13 protein-coding genes are annotated in these 17134 nt (G+C 55.9%); 3 read left to right on the forward strand and 10 right to left on the reverse strand.

The genetic code is table 11. The annotated features are described in order from the left end of the window. Nucleotides 1–2: 2 nt before the first annotated feature. The 10 genes from IE156_RS04515 to IE156_RS04560 all read right to left on the reverse strand — a co-directional run bounded on the left by IE156_RS04515 (nucleotide 3) and on the right by IE156_RS04560 (nucleotide 14348). The gene (locus IE156_RS04515) at nucleotides 3–755 is read right to left on the reverse strand and encodes an SDR family NAD(P)-dependent oxidoreductase (protein ID WP_189391243.1); all 753 of its coding nucleotides are present in this window, start codon (nucleotides 753–755) and stop codon (nucleotides 3–5) included. 37 nt (nucleotides 756–792) lie between these two features. Continuing rightward, nucleotides 793–3486, reverse strand: a complete 2694-nt coding sequence (locus tag IE156_RS04520; protein WP_189391244.1) for a DUF3141 domain-containing protein — start codon at nucleotides 3484–3486, stop codon at nucleotides 793–795. A gap of 25 nt (nucleotides 3487–3511) precedes the next feature. Continuing rightward, nucleotides 3512–4696 (reverse strand): acetyl-CoA C-acetyltransferase, encoded by a 1185-nt coding sequence (locus IE156_RS04525; RefSeq protein WP_189391245.1) that lies wholly within the window; start codon nucleotides 4694–4696, stop codon nucleotides 3512–3514. Nucleotides 4697–4766: 70 nt separating this feature from the next. Next, nucleotides 4767–5513 (reverse strand): acetoacetyl-CoA reductase, encoded by a 747-nt coding sequence (gene phbB, locus IE156_RS04530; protein ID WP_189391246.1) that lies wholly within the window; start codon nucleotides 5511–5513, stop codon nucleotides 4767–4769. A gap of 5 nt (nucleotides 5514–5518) precedes the next feature. Then, nucleotides 5519–5959 (reverse strand): phasin family protein, encoded by a 441-nt coding sequence (locus IE156_RS04535; RefSeq protein WP_229840981.1) that lies wholly within the window; start codon nucleotides 5957–5959, stop codon nucleotides 5519–5521. A 54-nt stretch (nucleotides 5960–6013) separates the two neighbouring features. Then, on the reverse strand, nucleotides 6014–7138 hold the full coding sequence (locus IE156_RS04540; protein WP_189391248.1) for an ABC transporter permease: 1125 nt from the start codon (nucleotides 7136–7138) through the stop codon (nucleotides 6014–6016). Nucleotide 7139: 1 nt separating this feature from the next. Continuing rightward, entirely contained in the window at nucleotides 7140–9881 is a 2742-nt protein-coding gene (rbbA, locus tag IE156_RS04545; RefSeq protein WP_189391249.1) for a ribosome-associated ATPase/putative transporter RbbA, read from the reverse strand. 3 nt (nucleotides 9882–9884) lie between these two features. Then, a complete protein-coding gene (locus tag IE156_RS04550) occupies nucleotides 9885–10967 on the reverse strand; it encodes an HlyD family secretion protein (protein ID WP_189391250.1) in 1083 nt (360 codons plus the stop codon). Continuing rightward, nucleotides 10964–12469, reverse strand: coding sequence for an efflux transporter outer membrane subunit (locus IE156_RS04555; protein WP_189391251.1), 1506 nt, complete (start codon nucleotides 12467–12469; stop codon nucleotides 10964–10966). The genes IE156_RS04550 and IE156_RS04555 overlap by 4 nt, the downstream gene beginning before the upstream one ends. A 136-nt stretch (nucleotides 12470–12605) precedes the next feature. Beyond that, nucleotides 12606–14348: a PHA/PHB synthase family protein gene (locus IE156_RS04560; RefSeq protein WP_189391252.1), complete on the reverse strand. Its 1743-nt coding sequence runs from the start codon at nucleotides 14346–14348 to the stop codon at nucleotides 12606–12608. Nucleotides 14349–14822: 474 nt separating this feature from the next. On the opposite strand from IE156_RS04560, the gene IE156_RS04565 reads away from it, so the two are divergent. The 3 genes from IE156_RS04565 (at nucleotide 14823) to queC (ending at nucleotide 17121) form a co-directional block, all read left to right on the forward strand. After that, nucleotides 14823–15488, forward strand: a complete 666-nt coding sequence (locus tag IE156_RS04565; protein ID WP_189391253.1) for a TetR/AcrR family transcriptional regulator — start codon at nucleotides 14823–14825, stop codon at nucleotides 15486–15488. Nucleotides 15489–15736: 248 nt separating this feature from the next. Then, nucleotides 15737–16411: a 7-cyano-7-deazaguanine/7-aminomethyl-7-deazaguanine transporter gene (locus tag IE156_RS04570; RefSeq protein WP_189391254.1), complete on the forward strand. Its 675-nt coding sequence runs from the start codon at nucleotides 15737–15739 to the stop codon at nucleotides 16409–16411. After that, a complete protein-coding gene (queC, locus tag IE156_RS04575; RefSeq protein ID WP_189391255.1) occupies nucleotides 16408–17121 on the forward strand; it encodes a 7-cyano-7-deazaguanine synthase QueC in 714 nt (237 codons plus the stop codon). Before IE156_RS04570 ends, queC begins: the two co-directional genes overlap by 4 nt. Nucleotides 17122–17134 lie beyond the last annotated feature (13 nt).

Consider the following 17134-nt stretch of genomic DNA (forward strand, 5'->3'; position numbering starts at 1 on the left):
GCTTAACGAGCCGTATAGCCCCCATCGGCTAGTAGGCAAGCGCCAGTCATGAAGCTCGCGCCATCAGACAGCAGGAAAGCAATCACGTGTGCGATCTCGTCGGCATGGCCCAAACGACCAATTGGATGCTGAGCCACCAGAGCAGCACGCGCTTCATCATCAAAGCCAGACAAGATCGGCGTATCTACATAGCCGGGATGAATAGTATTGATGCGGATACCTTTGGAGGAATACTCCAGTGCGGCAGAACGGCTCAAACCAACCACGCCATGTTTGGCGGCGTTGTAGCCGGGTAAGGTGGGGTTCGAGACGACGCCCATAATGGACGACATATTGACGATAGCGCCGCCACCCGCAGCCTGAATGGCAGGGATTTCATAGCGCATACCGTAAGCTACACCATTCAGATTAATGTCGATGACACGGCGCCAAGCGTCCAGATCCATTTCACCTGCAGGACCTGAGTCGCCACCGGCGCCAGCGTTGTTGACGGCAAAGTGCAAAGCACCAAAATGCTCGATGGCGCATTGAACCGCGGCTTCAAGCTGTTCGTGCTGAGTTACGTCCGCTACATTGGCAACGGCCTGACCACCCGCTTGCGTGATTTCAGCCACTACCGCGTGGACGGCATCCGCCTGCACATCGGAAACCACCACAGACAATCCGTTAGCAGCCAGCAGGCGGGCCGTCGCTGCACCAATTCCAGAAGCGGCCCCTGTCACCAAAACAGATTGGCCGGAAAATGAATACTTCATGGTCGAAACTCCTTCAAAAATTCACTCGCGCTCAATCTCAGGATTTGCGCTGACGATTCCTAGCTGCCGCACCGCCGGTGCTGGCTGACTTGCTGACGGCCCCCGAGCCCTTTGCGGCGCCCTGCTTGGGGCCTGCTGCGGTGTTCGCCGTGGCAGACTGGGATGCCGATGTTTTAGCTGGCGATTTGGCGCTAACAGATGAAACACCAGAAGCGGGAGCCGCTTTTTCAGCCGCTGCTTTAGCAGGAGCCGCAGGAACCTTGTTTGGCGCAGCGGTCTTGGCTTCTGCTTTTTCTACAGGCTTAGCCGTTGTCTCACGGACTTTAGCGGGAACGTCCGCTGCGGTTTGGGCCAAGGGCTTTGCTGCCGACTTCACAACCGGTTTCACTGGCTCTGCCACGGCCGGTTTTGCAGCGGCTTTAGCGGCTGGCTGCGTTTTGCCTGCCGATGGAGCCGTCTTTGATTTGGCTGCCGTCTTGGTGGCCGTATTAACTACCGGCTTAGTATCCGCATTAGCCGACTGGCCAGCCTGCTCTTGCTGTTTGGCCGCAGCCTCAAACAAGCCCAGCACTTCTTCAGAGGCCTTGACGACCGCCTCCGGTGGCGCGTCCTGCTCATCAACTGCCGTAATCAGCTTCTTGATCAAAGACGCCACCAAACGTATTTCTTCAGGGGTATGCCCACTTAACAAGTGCGGAATCGCTTCGATCGCCTTATGACCGTGATGGGCCAGAACCAGCGCTTGCTCCCGGATAGCCGCACGCATTTTTTCAATATCCACCTTGCCGGTGTCGTACTGCTCGCGCAAGCGCATGGCGGCATGGTGATAGCGCTCGTCCACACTGTCACGCTGCTTGACGATATGGAACAAACCTCGCAGTGCAGCTTCCAGCAATCCTCCTTCGTTCAGCAAGCCGTCCAGCCTATGCATTTGCTGGCGTACAAAAGCCAGATGCTCGGGCGAGCTGCCTGGGTGTGGACGTGCTGGTGTGGATTCGCCGGGTGCATGGCCTGCCAGGGCCATCATCAAAGGCGAGCCATAAACCGTGTCGAACCAGATCTGGTAAATGCTGTCGCGGCGGTCACGGTAATTGTTCAACACCCGTTCCATCGCATCGGAAAAATTCTCCTGCGCTTCCAGGAGAGGATTGTCCTGCTCCACGGCTTGACGTTGTTCGCCAATACGCTCGGCCCATTCATGAATCGTGGCGGCCAAAGGATTGGCACTGGTCCAGGATTCATAAGACAGCCGCATGGGATTCACCGCCTCCAAGAGCGCAGCGGTATACGGCGTGGAAAAGGCTTTAACCCAAGGCTGCACGGTGCTCTTGTAAAAGGCCAGATTGATTTCCGATAGGCGCGCTGCTGCGGCAAAGCGGCGGTCTGATTCGGGATCAGGCTGCACAATCTCGGCAATTTCAGCCAAATTACTTTGGCGCACCGACATCAAGTAGGGGTCATTCAACAAGGTATCGTCATCGGGCGTTTCCTCAACGGTTGCCCGGTAAATGCCTGCGGGCAACAGATCAATCTGATCAATGGTGCTGGCGAATTTACGGTGTTCTTTGCTACCCACACTGCCCGACACAAAAATACCCAAATGCCCAATCCGATCATGGGTGGTGTAGACAATGGTCTGGTCGTGACTGCGCACGTCATCGTCGTCCAGGTAGAGGTCAGTAATCCAACCTAAAGCCTGAGCAGGCGGCGTGATATTGTCACCAAAGGAGCTGAACACCACGATGGGTGAGCGGATATTGCGCAGATCGATACGGATGCCGTCCGAGGTCATTAATTGCGCCGTAGACAGCTTGTTGCCAATAAACAAGTTATCCACGATGTACTGCATTTCCACATCGTTCAGAAACACATAGCCGCCCCAGTACTTCTCAAAGCCAATATAGCGTTCGGCCTCGGTGTCCGCCTTGGCGTACACGTTGTACTGCTTGGACCACAAGGTATTAGCGGGGTCCAGATTCTCAAAATTCTTGACCAGCCAGGCGCCATCAAAACGGCCATTGCCCAGATCGCTCGTCATCGCCGTTAGCCAGCTACCGCCCAGCAAACCACCGGCATAGCGCATGGGATTTCGCCCAGCCCAATAGGACACAGGAGCCCCCGCCAGAATCAGCGGGCCAAACAACTCGGGCCATACCGCCGCTGCCATCATGACCTGCCAGCCTGCTTGGCAATTGCCAATGACAACCGGCTTGCCCTGGCTTTCAGGATGCAGTTCGGCCGCTTTGCTGACAAAAGCCGCGTGGGCACGCATCACATCCTCCACCGTCTGGCCGGGGACGGGGTCGGGTAAAAAGCCCACAAAGTAGCAAGGATGCCCCGCTTGTAGCGCAGCACCAATTTCACTGTCAGACTTAAAGCCCCCAATCCCCGGGCCATGACCGGCACGGGGATCGACCACCAGAAAGGGGCGCTTGCTGGGATCGGTGGGCTGATCTTCCGGTGCCTGAATACGCACCATCAGATAGTTAACCGGTCGGGGAAGAGTCAGACCCGACATGACCAGTTCAGCCGGGAAGTTGAGCACATTCGGCACCTCCACCTTGCGCTGGGCCTGGTACTGATCCCCAACCTGACGCTCGATATCGGCATACAGAATGGCACGCTGCCAGGCGTCCACAAAGTACGAGGAGACGGTCTGACCCAGGTTCCAGGGATTCGTCGTCCATGGGGACCAAGCCGTGCTGTCGTCACGAGACTTATCTGTCATCATCTTCTCCCTTCAATCTGCTAATTGCTTAAGCGGCCTCAATGGCAATGGCCACGCCTTGACCGCCCCCGATGCACAAGGTTGCCAAGCCTTTTTTCCCACCACGGCGACGCAGCTCATGAACCAACGTCACCAGCACGCGCGCACCGGATGCACCAATGGGGTGGCCTAAAGCAATCGCACCACCATTCACATTGACCTTGCTCATGTCCCACTGCAAATCGTGAGCCACAGCCAGCGACTGCGCTGCAAAGGCTTCGTTGGCTTCAATCAGATCCAACTGGTCAATGTCCCAACCCACTTTCTTCAAGACCTTGCGGCTGGCCGACACAGGACCAATACCCATGATGGCGGGGTCTACGCCCGTGCTGGCCCAACCACGAATCCATGCCAATACAGGCAGGCCCAACTCCTTGACCTTGTCGGCACTGGCCAGCAAGAGCACGGCTGCGCCGTCATTGATGGTGGACGCATTACCCGCCGTTACCGTGCCGTCTTTTTTGAAGGCGGGACGCAGCTTGCCTAAAGACTCCAAACTTGTTTGCGCACGCGGCTGTTCATCATTTTCAACGCGAACGGGATCGCCCTTACGCTGAGGAACGTCGATAGCAGTGATCTCATCCTTGAATCGTCCGGCTTCCATTGCCGCCACCGCCCTGCGTTGGGACTCCACCGCAAACGCGTCTTGCTGTTCACGGCTGATGCCATAGCGCTCCGCCAGATTTTCTGCGGTGATACCCATATGGTAGTTATGAAAGGCGTCCGTCAAACCATCGCGCAGCAAGGTGTCGTCCATGGTGGCGTGGCCCAGACCCAAACCGGTACGCGCTTTATGCACCACAAACGGTGCCAGACTCATGCTTTCCTGACCACCGGCCAGCACCAGATCCGCATCACCCAAGGCAATCGCCTGAGCACCCAGATGTACCGCCTTCAAACCTGAACCGCACAGCTTGTTCAAAGACATGGCAGGAACTTCATAAGGCAGACCGGCATTGACCGCCGCCTGACGAGCCGGATTCTGCCCGGCTCCTGCTGTCAGGATCTGGCCCAAAATAACCTCATCAATCTGCTCGGCGGCAACACCTGTGCCCTGGAGCACGGCGCGAATCAGTTGTGCGCTCAAGTCGTGGGCGGGCACCGTGGACAGCCCCCCTTGAAAGCGTCCGATGGGGGTACGAGTCGCAGCAACAATAGCGATATCTTTGTGCATATCCATTCCTTTCATTAGTCGCAGGCCCGACAAGCGGGCCGATACAGGTGGCAGCCGATCAGAATCAGGCCTAGTACATATGCTGGCCGCCATTCATGGCGACATTACTACCTGTCATAAACCCAGCGCTTTCGCTGGCAATAAACGTGACCAGGGCGGCTATTTCCTCGGGCTGGCCCAAACGGCCCACCGGGATGCCCGCGATAATGCTGTTACGCACCTCTTCAGGCACCGCCATGACCATCTGTGTGGCCAGATAACCGGGAGATACCGTGTTTACCGTCACCCCCTTGCGCGCTACTTCCTGGGCTAAAGCCTTGGTAAAACCATGCATCCCGGCCTTGGCAGCCGAGTAGTTGGTTTGCCCAAACTGCCCCTTGCTGCCGTTAATGGACGAGATATTGATTACTCGGCCCCAGCTACGCTCCAACATGCCGTCAATAAAGGGCTTGGTCACGTTAAACACCGAGTCCAGATTGACGCGCAGGACATCATCCCACTTGTCTTTGCTGAGCTTGCGGAAAGTGCCATCACGCGTAATACCGGCGTTATTGATCAGGATATCGACTTGCAGGCCGTCCTTCTCAATGGCCTGCGCCATGTGCTGGCACGACTCAAAGTCGGCAACATCTACGTGATAGGCCTGAAACACATAGCCTGCATCGGCTTGCTCTTTAAGCCAGACCTGGGCATCCGCCTCGCTACGCGAATGCGTCACCAAAACGTGATGTCCTGCATCCTGCAAAGCGCGGGCGATCTCTTGACCCAGACCGCCCATACCACCTGTCACCAACGCCGTGCGTTTAACCGTAGACATACCGCTTATGCTCCCTTTTTAGTGTCAGAGGCGCCGGCAGCATTTGCCCACGGTGCGCCCCACTGCTTGAAAATATCCATAACCGGCACGGCGGCGCTGGTGTTGCTTGCAACGCCAATAACCGACTTTTGCCAGGCTTCAAGCGCTGCCTGCAAACCCGTCGTGAACTCGGTCTGGTTCTGAATTGCCAACTGATTGATGGTCTGGCTATCGTTGACCCCATGCTGGAACAAACGCCAGAAGGTGTCGGCCGGCAAAGTGGCCAAGGACTGCCAATTACCGGTTTGCAGCAAACCTTCAATTTCAGCTGTGGTTTGCTCCATGCTTCTCATATTGCTTTTCTGTACAGACTCCAGCCAGCGATGACCACCTTCCTGCAGCAGGCGAGTGATACGCAGTTGCAATTCAACATTGGCCTTGTACAGATCCAGGGGAAGTGTTTCCATGCTCATCGAAATCTCCTTAAGGGGAAAATACGTCCCACAACGGGACTCGGTCCATCACGCCATCTGAGAGATGGTGTTACGAAAACGCCGTAGTGACAGGACAAACAAGGCCGTCCCAATCACCAGTAAAGCTAAAAAGGGTGGCCATACCGTTTCAATACCCGCACCGCGGAACAAAATGGCCTGCCCTAAGGACACGAAATGTGTGGTGGGGGCCAGTTGCATCAGGTTTTGAACAATTTCCGGCATGCTTTCACGTGGGGTACGCCCCCCCGAGAGCAAGTTCATCGGTAGCAAAGTCAACATCAGGAGCAAGCCGAACTGCGGCATACTGCGCGACAAGGTGGCCAGATAAATACCCATGGATGTCATGGCAAACAGACACAGCACCGCCCCGCACAAGAACAACGGAATAGAGCCTTCAATGGGCACTCCCAGCAGACCGCGCACCACAAAATTCAAGGACGCCGCCGTCGCAATCAACACAACCAGGCCCATCGCCGTCACTTTGGATGCCATGATCTCGCCCGGCGTGACGGGCATCACCAGCAAGTGTTCGATAGTGCCGTGCTCACGCTCCCGAATCAGCGCGGCCCCAGTCAGGATGATGGACAACATAGCCACCGAGTTGATGACCTCGGCAATACTGCCAAACCAGGCTTTTTCCAGTGTTGGGTTAAAGCGCACACGCAAGGCCAAATCCACCGGCAAGGTATCAATGCTGCGATATCGCCGCACAAACTCGTTGACCTCGCCCATCACCACCTGCTGGATGTAGTTGTTGCCTGTAAAGGCTTGACTCATACGGGTGGCATCAATGTTCAATTGCACTTCGGGGTTGCGGCCGGCCAGCACATCACGCTGAAAATTAGGAGGAATATTCAGCACAAACGTGAACTCCCCCGTATCCATGCCTGAGTCCATTTCACCGTACTCAATCATGCGCGGGTGAATGAATTCCGGCGGATAAAAGGCCGACGTAATGCGAGCCGACAAAGGACTTTGATCCTGATCCACAATGGCAATAGGCGCATTGTTCAAAGTTTCTGGCTGGGCGGTTGCCGAGGTGTAGATCGAGACCGAGAACACATACACGATAAGCAGCAGCATCATGGGATCACGCGCCAGACTCCATAGCTCCTTGCGACCCAGCAACAGCACATTCTTGAGTTTTCTCATCTCACTTCTCCTGCTTTTTCAGCAGCATGACGGCCGCGCCCAACACCACCGGAATCGCCAACAGCAAAGCGAATAACGCACCATGCAAATCCGAGAAGGTCAGCGCCTTGTTAAATACCCCACGACTGATATTGAACATATGCGTAGCCGGATAAATCTCGCCCGCCCAACGGCTGATCCCCTCCATGGAGGACACCGGGTTCAACAAACCGGACAATTGCGTGGCGGGCAACATGGTGCCGATCATGGCAAAGAACATGGCGGCGATCTGGCTCTGGGTCACCGTGGAAGCCAGTAGCCCCATACCGGTAGAGATCACGCAAAACATCAAGGTGGCGACACTGAGTGTCAGGAAACTGCCTTTAATGGGCACATCAAAAATCGTGATCGCCAATAAGCACATGCATAAAAAGTTGACCATCGCCAAGCCGATATAGGGGATTTGCTTGCCCAGCAAAAACTCCACCCGCGTAACTGGCGTGACGTACAAGTTGATGATGGAACCCAGCTCTTTTTCACGCACCACCGACAAAGCGGTCAGCATGGCGGGCAGCATCAGCAAGAGCACCGGAATCACCGCGGGTACCATGGCAGGCAAACTCTTCACGTCCGGGTTGTAGCGATAACGATCCTGGATAGTGGCCGGTACCACCAAAGCTCCTGCCCCCAAACGTTCCTTGGCCTGGGTCACCAGCCATTGCTGGTGCATTGCTTTGACATAGCCTTGAATCGTTTCGGCACGGGTTGGCATGGAACCATCCACCCAAGCGGCAATTTCCGGCTTGCTACCTCGCAGTACATCGCGCCCAAAACCGGACGGGATTTCAATGGCCAGAGCAATCTTGCCGCGCCTCATCCTGTCGTCCAGATCCTGGTAATCCGTCAGTGGGGCCTGCTCCAGAAAATAACGTGAACCGGACAGGTTCAAGGTGTAGTTCTGGCTAATGGACGTTTGATCGCGGTCCAGCACGGCGTAGCGTAAATCCTCTACGTCCAGCGTAATCCCGAAACCCATCACAAACAATAGAATCAACGATCCGGCCAACGCCAGTGTGGCACGCACCGGGTCGCGGCGAAGCTCCAGTGTTTCACGCCAGGTGTAACTCAAAAGGCGTTGCAGACTAAAGCGAGACCGTGTTTCGGTGTGCTCTTGCTCGCTTTCAATCACCGTTTTTTCAGTAGCGGGCTCCATCTCCGGCTCGGGGCCACTGGCTTCCAGCAAGTAGCCAATAAAGGCTTCTTCCAGATCGGCAGCGCCGCGTTTCTTCACCAGATTGGCCGGTGTATCACTGTCCAGAACTTTGCCGGCGTGCATCATGGACATGCGGTCGCAGCGCTCTGCCTCGTTCATGAAGTGGGTCGAGATAAAAATCGTGACCTTGTCGCGGCGGGACAGCTCAATCAGCAAGCGCCAGAAGTTGTCACGAGCCACCGGGTCCACGCCCGAGGTCGGTTCGTCCAGAATCAGCAGCTCTGGCTTGTGCACCATGGCCACGGCCAAGGACAGGCGCTGACGCATCCCCAGAGGAATCGCATCGGGCAGGCGATCCAGAATCTGCCCCAATTCAAAACGCTCCACCATTTCGGCAACGCGCCCTTCTACCTCGTCGTCCGGCACGTGAAATAGCTGGGCATGCAACACCAGGTTTTGCCGGACTGTCAGCTCGCTGTATAAGGAGAAAGCCTGCGACATATAGCCCACGCGACGGCGGGTATCAATATCTTTAGGATTGACCTCATGACCGAACAACCAGGCCTGGCCTTCAGAGGCAGGCAAGAGTCCGGTCAGCATCTTCATAGTGGTGGACTTGCCGCAACCATTCGAGCCCAGAAAACCAAAAATCTCGCCACGCCGAATGCGGAAAGACACACTATCGACGGCGGTAAAGTCACCAAAACGAATCGTCAGCCCTTCGGCTTCGATCGCAATATCGTCAGGATCCACATCCAGGGGGGGGATTTCTACCGCTTTATGCCCTTTGCGCTTGTCCTCGGGTAGCAGGCGAATAAAGGCCTGCTCCAGGCTTTTGCTTTCGGTGCGCTCCAGCAATTCCTTGGGTGAGCCGGTCGCCAGAATCTGGCCATCGTCCATGGCGACCAGCCAGTCAAAACGCTGGGCCTCGTCCATATAGGCCGTGGCCACAATCACGCTCATGCTGGGGCGTTCAATACGAATGCGCTCAATCAAGTCCCAGAACTGCTTGCGGGCCAAGGGGTCCACGCCAGTGGTGGGTTCATCCAGCAACAGAAAGTCCGGGTCGTGAATCAAGGCGCAGCACAAACCCAGCTTTTGCTTCATACCGCCCGACAACTTGCCAGCCGGACGGGTCAGAAAGGGATGCAAACCAGTACTACGCGTTAAATCATCAATACGGCGACGACGCTCGGCCGCATCATGCCCGAACAGGCGACCAAAGAACTGCAGGTTTTCTTCCACCGACAGGGTGGGGTACAAGTTTTTGCCCAAACCTTGTGGCATATAGGCAATACGCGGGCAAATCTGATCGCGATGGCTTTTTTCAGCCATATCGCCACCCAGCACTTCAATACGGCCTTCCTGAATCACACGGGCGCCGGCCAGCAAGGAGAGCAAGCTGGATTTACCAACGCCGTCAGGGCCAATCAATCCGACCATGCAAGCGGCAGGAACATCCAGGCTTAAACGATCCAGTGCGAGCGTGTCGCCGTAACGCTGACTTAGCTCAACAATGCGAGCAACGGCCGCCGCTTGCTGCTTGGGCATGGTTTACTCCGTTAAGGTAGAGGTCAGCGACTCGGGCCAGCTGGCATTGGGGTCCAGCTTGACCCAGGCTACACCGGGCAAGCCGGTCTTGACCTGCTCCAAATGCTTTTTCAGCAGCTCGGGCGCAATCTGGGCTTTGACGCGGAACATCAATTTTTGACGCTCAGACGCCGTCTCTACGCTCTTGGGGGTGAACTGTGCCGAGCTGGCCACAAAGGATACGGTGGCAGGAATCGGGGTAGTGGGGATGGCGTCCAGCACCAGACGTACTTCAGTACCCAAAGCCACTCTTCCGGCTACTTCGCTGGGCAGGAAGAAGGTCATGTATACATCGGACAGATCCAGCACATTCAGCACACGGCCACCGGCACCCAACACCTCACCGGGTTGAGCCACACGGAACTGCACACGGCCATCGCGGGGGCTGACCAGCTTGCTGTCGCGCAGATCCGCTTCGATACGGGCAACGGCAGCCGTAGCGGCCTCAACCGCAGACTGCGCGCCGACCAATTGAGCCTTGGCGGCGTTAATAGCAGCGACAGCAGCGTTAGCCTGAGCCTGAGTGGCCGCGACCGCTGCTTGAGCACCACGCACACGGGCCCGGTCATCGTCCAGTTCCTGTACCGAGGCGGCACCTTCTTTAGATAAGGTGGTTGAGCGGGCCAGACGACGCTGTGCAGCATCCAGTTCCGAATCACGCTGACCAACCATGGCCTTGGCGGCGATAGCGTCGCTTTCGCGCAGAACAACCTGAGCCTGAGCCGCAGCCACATTATTTTCAGCCTGGCGCAAACCGGCCACGGCTTCATCCCGAGCGGCTTCCAGACTGTCTTGCTGCATGATGGCCAACACATCGCCTTCTTTCACGAAGTCGCCCTCGTGGGCGGCAATGCTCTGGATACGACCGGCAAACTTGGTGGAGATATCAATCTCGGTGGCTTCGATACGGCCATTGCCGCTGACAAAACCATCTCCCGGACCGGTATTGGACATTTTCTGCCATGCCCACCATCCCAGACCAAGAACCCCGGCAATGATCAGGACAGGGACAAGATTTTTTTTCAAAGAAGAAGATTGTTTGCTCATAGCTGGCTCGAGGAGGGATCCGAATTAGAGGAGTTATGGGTATTGGTCAGGGGATCGGAGGGGTCCAGCCCACCGCCCAAGGCGCTATACATGGCAATTTGGCTGGCCAGCAGAGCGCGACGCGTTTGCACCACTTGCTGCTCAACATCCAGCAAGTCACGCTGCGCATCCAGCACTTCCAAGTAAGCCGCCGAACCATTGTCGTAACGCATTTGTGCCAGACGGGCGCGCTCGGTCTGCGCCCCACGGGCGACCAACTGGACCTCCAACTGCTGGCTCAGCCAATGGCGTGTCGACAAAGCATCAGACACTTCACGGAATGCGGTTTGAATGGCTTTCTCGTACTCCGCCACACGCATATCGCGACGCACGTAAGCAACATCCAGATTGGCGCTGCGACGTCCGCCATCAAAAATGGGCAAGGAGATGGTGGGGGCGAACATCCAGGCTTTGCTGCCGGAGTTAAACAAACCATCCAGCTCCGCACTGGCGGTACCAAAATTGCCAGTCAAGGCGATACGTGGAAAGAAAGCTGCCCGTGCGGCGCCAATATTGGCGTTGGCCCCACGCAGCTTGTGTTCAGCCGCAATAATGTCGGGACGCCACATCATCAAATCCGATGGCAAGCCAGGAGCCAGTTCGGCCAGCATGATGTTTTCGTTCAAGGGGGCACCGGTTGGGGAGACACCCGGATCTGCCCCCAAGAGCTGCTGCAAAGCATGCAGTTGCACTGCGCGTTGCTGCTCCAGCTGGGCCAACATGGACTGGGCCTGGGTCAGCAAGGTTTGCACCTGGGTGACGTCCAGTTTGGAGGTGGCACCAACTTCATAGCGACGGGAGAAAATCCGGTAGGACTCCTGACGAGTCTCTACGCTTTTACGGGCAATCTGTACGCGCTCGTCTAACTCGCGCACCACAATATAGTTGTTGGCTACTTGCGAGACTAAAGCGACATGCACCGCTTGTCGGCCCGCTTCCGTGGCTAGCCAGCCTTGCAAGGCTGCATCTTCCAGACTGCGCACCCGCCCCCACAAGTCCAGCTCCCAGCTGGTCAAACCGACTTGGGCGCGGTAATCGCCCCCTGTCACAGGCTGGCCACTGGCATTCATGTCCCCTGGCACCCGCGAGCGAGCTGTCTGACCGCCTACTGTGAATTCGGGAAAGCGTTCGCTACGCTGCAAATTCAGCATGGCGCGGGCCTCATCCACCCGTAACACCGCCACGCGCATATCGCGGTTACTAGCCAACGCAGTTTCAATGAGCTTGTTCAGAACCGGATCTTTAAAATACTCACGCCAAGCCAAATCGCGAGCACGCACCGCGTTGGCCTGCCCCGCAGACAGGTCTGCATAAGTTTGCGGAACGGGAGAAGCCGGCTGATCGTAATCGGGTGCCATCGAGGCACAACCGGCCAGGGTGACAAGCAAGGCAGCCAGCGCGAAATGAGGGCGACGCGCAGCGCTTCGGTGCTTGATACTCAAATCGTAGGTCTGTGGGGCCATTGGAAAAAATGCCTAATGAGAAAAAGGGAAACTGCCGTCAAGGCAAAACAGCACGTCAGCGACAGGCTCGCGCCTATCGCCGACATAAAACAGAGCGACAAGCCCACTGTTTAGCAAGCTTGTATGACCTGACTGCTTACTTCACTAATACGTATTGGCCGGGTGCAGGGTCCAACGGCGCAAAGCCTTGTTTGGCGGCACCCATTTGTGGCGGTTTGACGGGTGCGCCAGAACGGGCTTTCAGCCATTCAGCCCAGGCAGACCACCAGGAACCGGGATGCGAGCTTGCCTGTGCTTGCCACTCGTCAACCAGGATGGGAGCAGTGCCCGCGGCTCGGGTACTGATCTGATAATTACGACGCGGATGGCCTGGCTCGCTGACAATCCCGGCGTTATGCCCGCCAGTAGTCAAGACAAAGGTGATCTCGGCTGGCACGAGGTAGTGCAGCTTGTAAACAGAACGCCAAGGTGCGACGTGATCAGAGACCGTACCCACGCAAAAAGTGGGTAAATTGATTTGTGCCAGAGAAACAATACGGCCTTCAAGCGGATATCGATTTTGACTTAAATCATTATTCAAATACATGCGGCGCAAGTATTGCGAATGCATGGTGGCAGGCATACGCGTGGCGTCTGCATTCCAGGCCATTAAATCGTTCAAAGGACGACGTTCGCCCAATAAATACTTATTGACCATGGGCGCCCACAGCAAATCAGCCGAGCGCAACATTTGAAATGCGGCTTCCATCTGATTAGCGCGCAAATACCCTTCGTCGGCCATCTGCGCTTCCAGCATGCTTACCTGGCTTTCATCAATAAACAAAGACAAATCGCCGGGTTCGGAAAAATCCGTTTGTGCCGCAAAGAAGGTCAAGGAAGCCAGGCGCTCGTCACCATCACGTGCCATGCCGGCAGCCGCAATGGACAACAAGGTGCCCCCCAGGCAATAGCCTGTAGCATGAATTTTTTGACCGGGAACAATGACATTGACCGCATCCAGGCTAGCTGTCCAGCCCAGGCGGATATAGTCGTCCATCCCAAACGCATGATCCGCCGCCTCGGGGTTTTTCCAGGACAGACAAAACACTGTGTGCCCTTGATCCACCAAGTATTTGATCAGTGAATTCTGCTCGGACAAATCCAGGATGTAGTACTTCATGATCCAGGCAGGCACGATCAAAATCGGTTCTGGATGAACCTGTTTGGTGGTGGGCGTGTATTGAATCAGTTCAACCAGCTCGTTACGCAAAACGACCTTACCGGGCGTCGCTGCTACGTCCTGTCCCACCTTGAAATCTTCGGTGCCGACCGGGGGCTCGCCAGCGGACTGGGCTTGCATATCCTGCTGCCAGTTCTCCAAGCCACGACTGAAGTTATCCCCTTGTTCGGCAAGGGTTTTATCCCATACTAATGGATTGGTCAGGGCGAAATTGCTGGGGCTAAACATGTTCAGCCATTGCTCGGCACCGAAGGCAACCATCTTCTGATGATGGGGCTCGACACCGGCCACGCCCTCGGTGGCGCTTTGCCACCATTGCTGCTGCGCTTGATACGTTTGGCGCAACAAATTAAAAGGCCAGCGATCCCAGGCAGGGTCAGAGAAGCGGCGGTCGGTATAAGCAGGCGTCGATGCTGGAGCAGTCGTTCGGGCAGAAGCAGCCAGTTCCTCGCTCCAATCACGGAACAACTGTTCCCACTGACTAAGGGCCAACTGACGTAATTGTTCTTGTTTGCCGGGGCTGATAGACAGATGGCGTACCCAATCCATCCAAGCCAGGAGCTGCGATTCGGGGGAGATGGAGCTCCAGATACGTGCCCAGGCGGCTCGTGCGGATGCGTCTAAATGCTCAGTCTGATCGATGGACTGCCTGCTTACCATTGCCACTCCGCAAAAAGTACATATAAAGGAAAAAGCAGATACGACTGCTTGGTCTTTTTTAATAATACACCAGTTTACGTCTAAACTTTTTGCATGCAGGCCGTTTAACAGAGGCCTATAAAAAATCCTTGCGTTAGATCAAGCTCTTGTCAGATAAAGAATGATCTGACCACACTTCATTAGCTGTTATAACGTGCTTGATCTGAAATGGGGAAATAAAAAATCGGCATGAAAATAAATAAACCTTTCCTAAAAAGTCAGGCTTTAAAAAAATAACAAAGGCCGTGCAATCTATTGAAACAAGCCGCTCATCCAACACACAACAGCTCTATTATTTCTACGGGCAGATGACAAAACAAGCCTGTCCTCACGCACGACGCCAAAGCGGTATCTGGCGCGGCCTGGAGCCAGCCTGGGACAAGCGGCCTGATATACTGCAAGGCCCCATAGCCCTGCCCATCCCCACAGGATGACATGACCGACACGCACGAAAATAAACCTCAAAAAAACGAAACCACCACGAAGCGACGTTACTTGCCCTCGGCGGAGCGTAAACGCGAAATTCTGAAAGCCGCGTTTGAAGAATTCTCACACCGAGGCTATCTGGGTACGTCCCTGGAACGGATTGCCGCGAAAGCCGGGATTTCCAAATCCGGCATTTACGCGCACTACAGCAGCAAGGATGACGTGTTCGAGGACATGCTCCACAGCACTTTGCTGCCGCCCGATGGCAATACCTTCGAGCTGTCCGACACCTCTGATGCAGACACCTTGTCCTGTATCGTGGATGAGTACCTCAATCAGCTGTACGAACGTCTGTCCAGCCCGGACGTGCAAGCCATGTTCAGACTGCTGATGACCGAAAGCGGCCGCGTGCCTGATCTGGCGCATTACTGGGGCAAGCAGCTCCTGGACCAGAACCACACGGCCAATCAGGCTTTTTTTAAGCTGGGCATAGAGCGAGGTCTCATCCGTCCCGACGTGAGCGCCTCCGACTACACCCTGGCCGCCTCCCCTTCCCTGATGTGGTTGATGGTCTTGCTGGTTCTAGGCCCGCAGAACTCGCCCGTCCCGCTGGAAGAAGTCCGTCTCTTGCACAAACGCTTATTAATAGAGCGCCTGCAGCCTGCGCCTGTCTGAGTCAGGCCGCGCAAGCCCGAGCAGCTCTGATGGTCGGGCCAATGAAAGGGCCGCGCAGCCACTCCTTAGCTTGCCCTGTCGGCCCTTTCACCATAAGCCTCATCAAGCTAAACATATAAACGCAGCTGATGGCCGCGCTACACTTGTTTCCAACTAGCATTCCCTCGAACAGCAACTGCCCGTACAATTGCCGGTTGCAGTCCATTTTCAATGGGTTCCCTCACCCCATCCACCAAAAAGGTTCAGACATGACTCTGCCTACTGTGCCGTCTTCACGGCTGTCGTTCTATTTGCGTCTTCTAATTGCCTTTCACATTTTTATTGTGATTGCCAGCAATTATCTGGTTCAACTCCCCATTGAACTGTTCGGCTTTCATAGCACCTGGGGAGCCTTCAGCTTTCCTTTTGTCTTTTTAGCCACTGATCTGACTGTCCGCTTGATGGGCAAGTCCGAAGCACGCCGCGTCATTACCCGCGCCATGTTTCCGGCGTTGATCGCCTCTTATGTCGTCTCCGTGCTGTTTCATGAAGGCCAGTTCAGCGGCTTGCAGGCACTGGGCGAATTCAACAGCTTTGTGTTCCGCATAGCCTTGGCCAGTTTTGCCGCCTACGTATTGGGGCAGTTGCTGGACGTACAGGTGTTTGACCGCATCCGCCGAGACTACAAACAATGGTGGATTGCGCCTGCGGCGGCCTCCATCTTTGGGCAGGCCCTGGACACACTGGCCTTTTTCGGCATCGCATTCTGGCGTAGCAGCAACCCCTTCATGGCCGAGCACTGGGGCGAGATCGCCATCGTCGACTACGTCATCAAGCTGGCCGTCAGCCTGCTGCTCTTTGTGCCCATGTATGGCGTGCTGCTCAACTCCCTGATCAGCTCCATGAAGCGCCGCGCCTTAAGCACCGCACAGGTCAAAGCATGAAGCCGCTGCACCCCAGCCGCCGAGCCTTGGTTTTATTTTCAGGCGGACAGGATTCTGCGACCTGCCTGGCCTGGGCACTGGATCGCTTTGCCTTTGTAGAAACCGTAGGTTTTGACTACGGCCAGCGCAACAAGGTCGAATTGCAATGCCGTCAGACCTTAAGAGAAAAGCTTTGCCAGCAATTCCCGCATTGGGCGCAACGCCTGGGGACAGATCATGTGCTGGATGCCAGCGTTCTGGCCCAGATAGGCGGCAGTGCCATGACCGAATCCATAACGATCGCCATGCAGGAAGACGGGCTACCCAACACCTTTGTGCCGGGCCGCAACCTGCTGTTCTTTACTTTGGCTGGTGCCTTGGCCTACCGGCGGGGGCTGGATACGCTGGTGGGCGGTATGTCCGAAACTGATTTTTCGGGCTACCCGGACTGTCGAGACAACACGCTTAAAGCCTTGCAAGTGGCCTTGAGCCTGGGGATAGAACGTCCGTTAACAGTAGACACACCGTTGATGTGGTTGGACAAGGCAGATACCTGGGAACTGGCCCACAAGCTGGGCTCGGATGCCTTGGTAAACCTGATTCGCGAAGACAGCCATACCTGCTATCAGAATGAGCGGGAAACCCTGCATGATTGGGGATATGGCTGCGGGCACTGCCCAGCTTGTGAGCTGCGCGCTAAAGGGTATGGAGATTGGAGCCAGCGGGGCTAAACCACTGTGTATT

This window comes from Alcaligenes pakistanensis, assembly GCF_014652815.1.
In the GTDB taxonomy this organism is placed as follows: domain Bacteria; phylum Pseudomonadota; class Gammaproteobacteria; order Burkholderiales; family Burkholderiaceae_B; genus Alcaligenes; species Alcaligenes pakistanensis.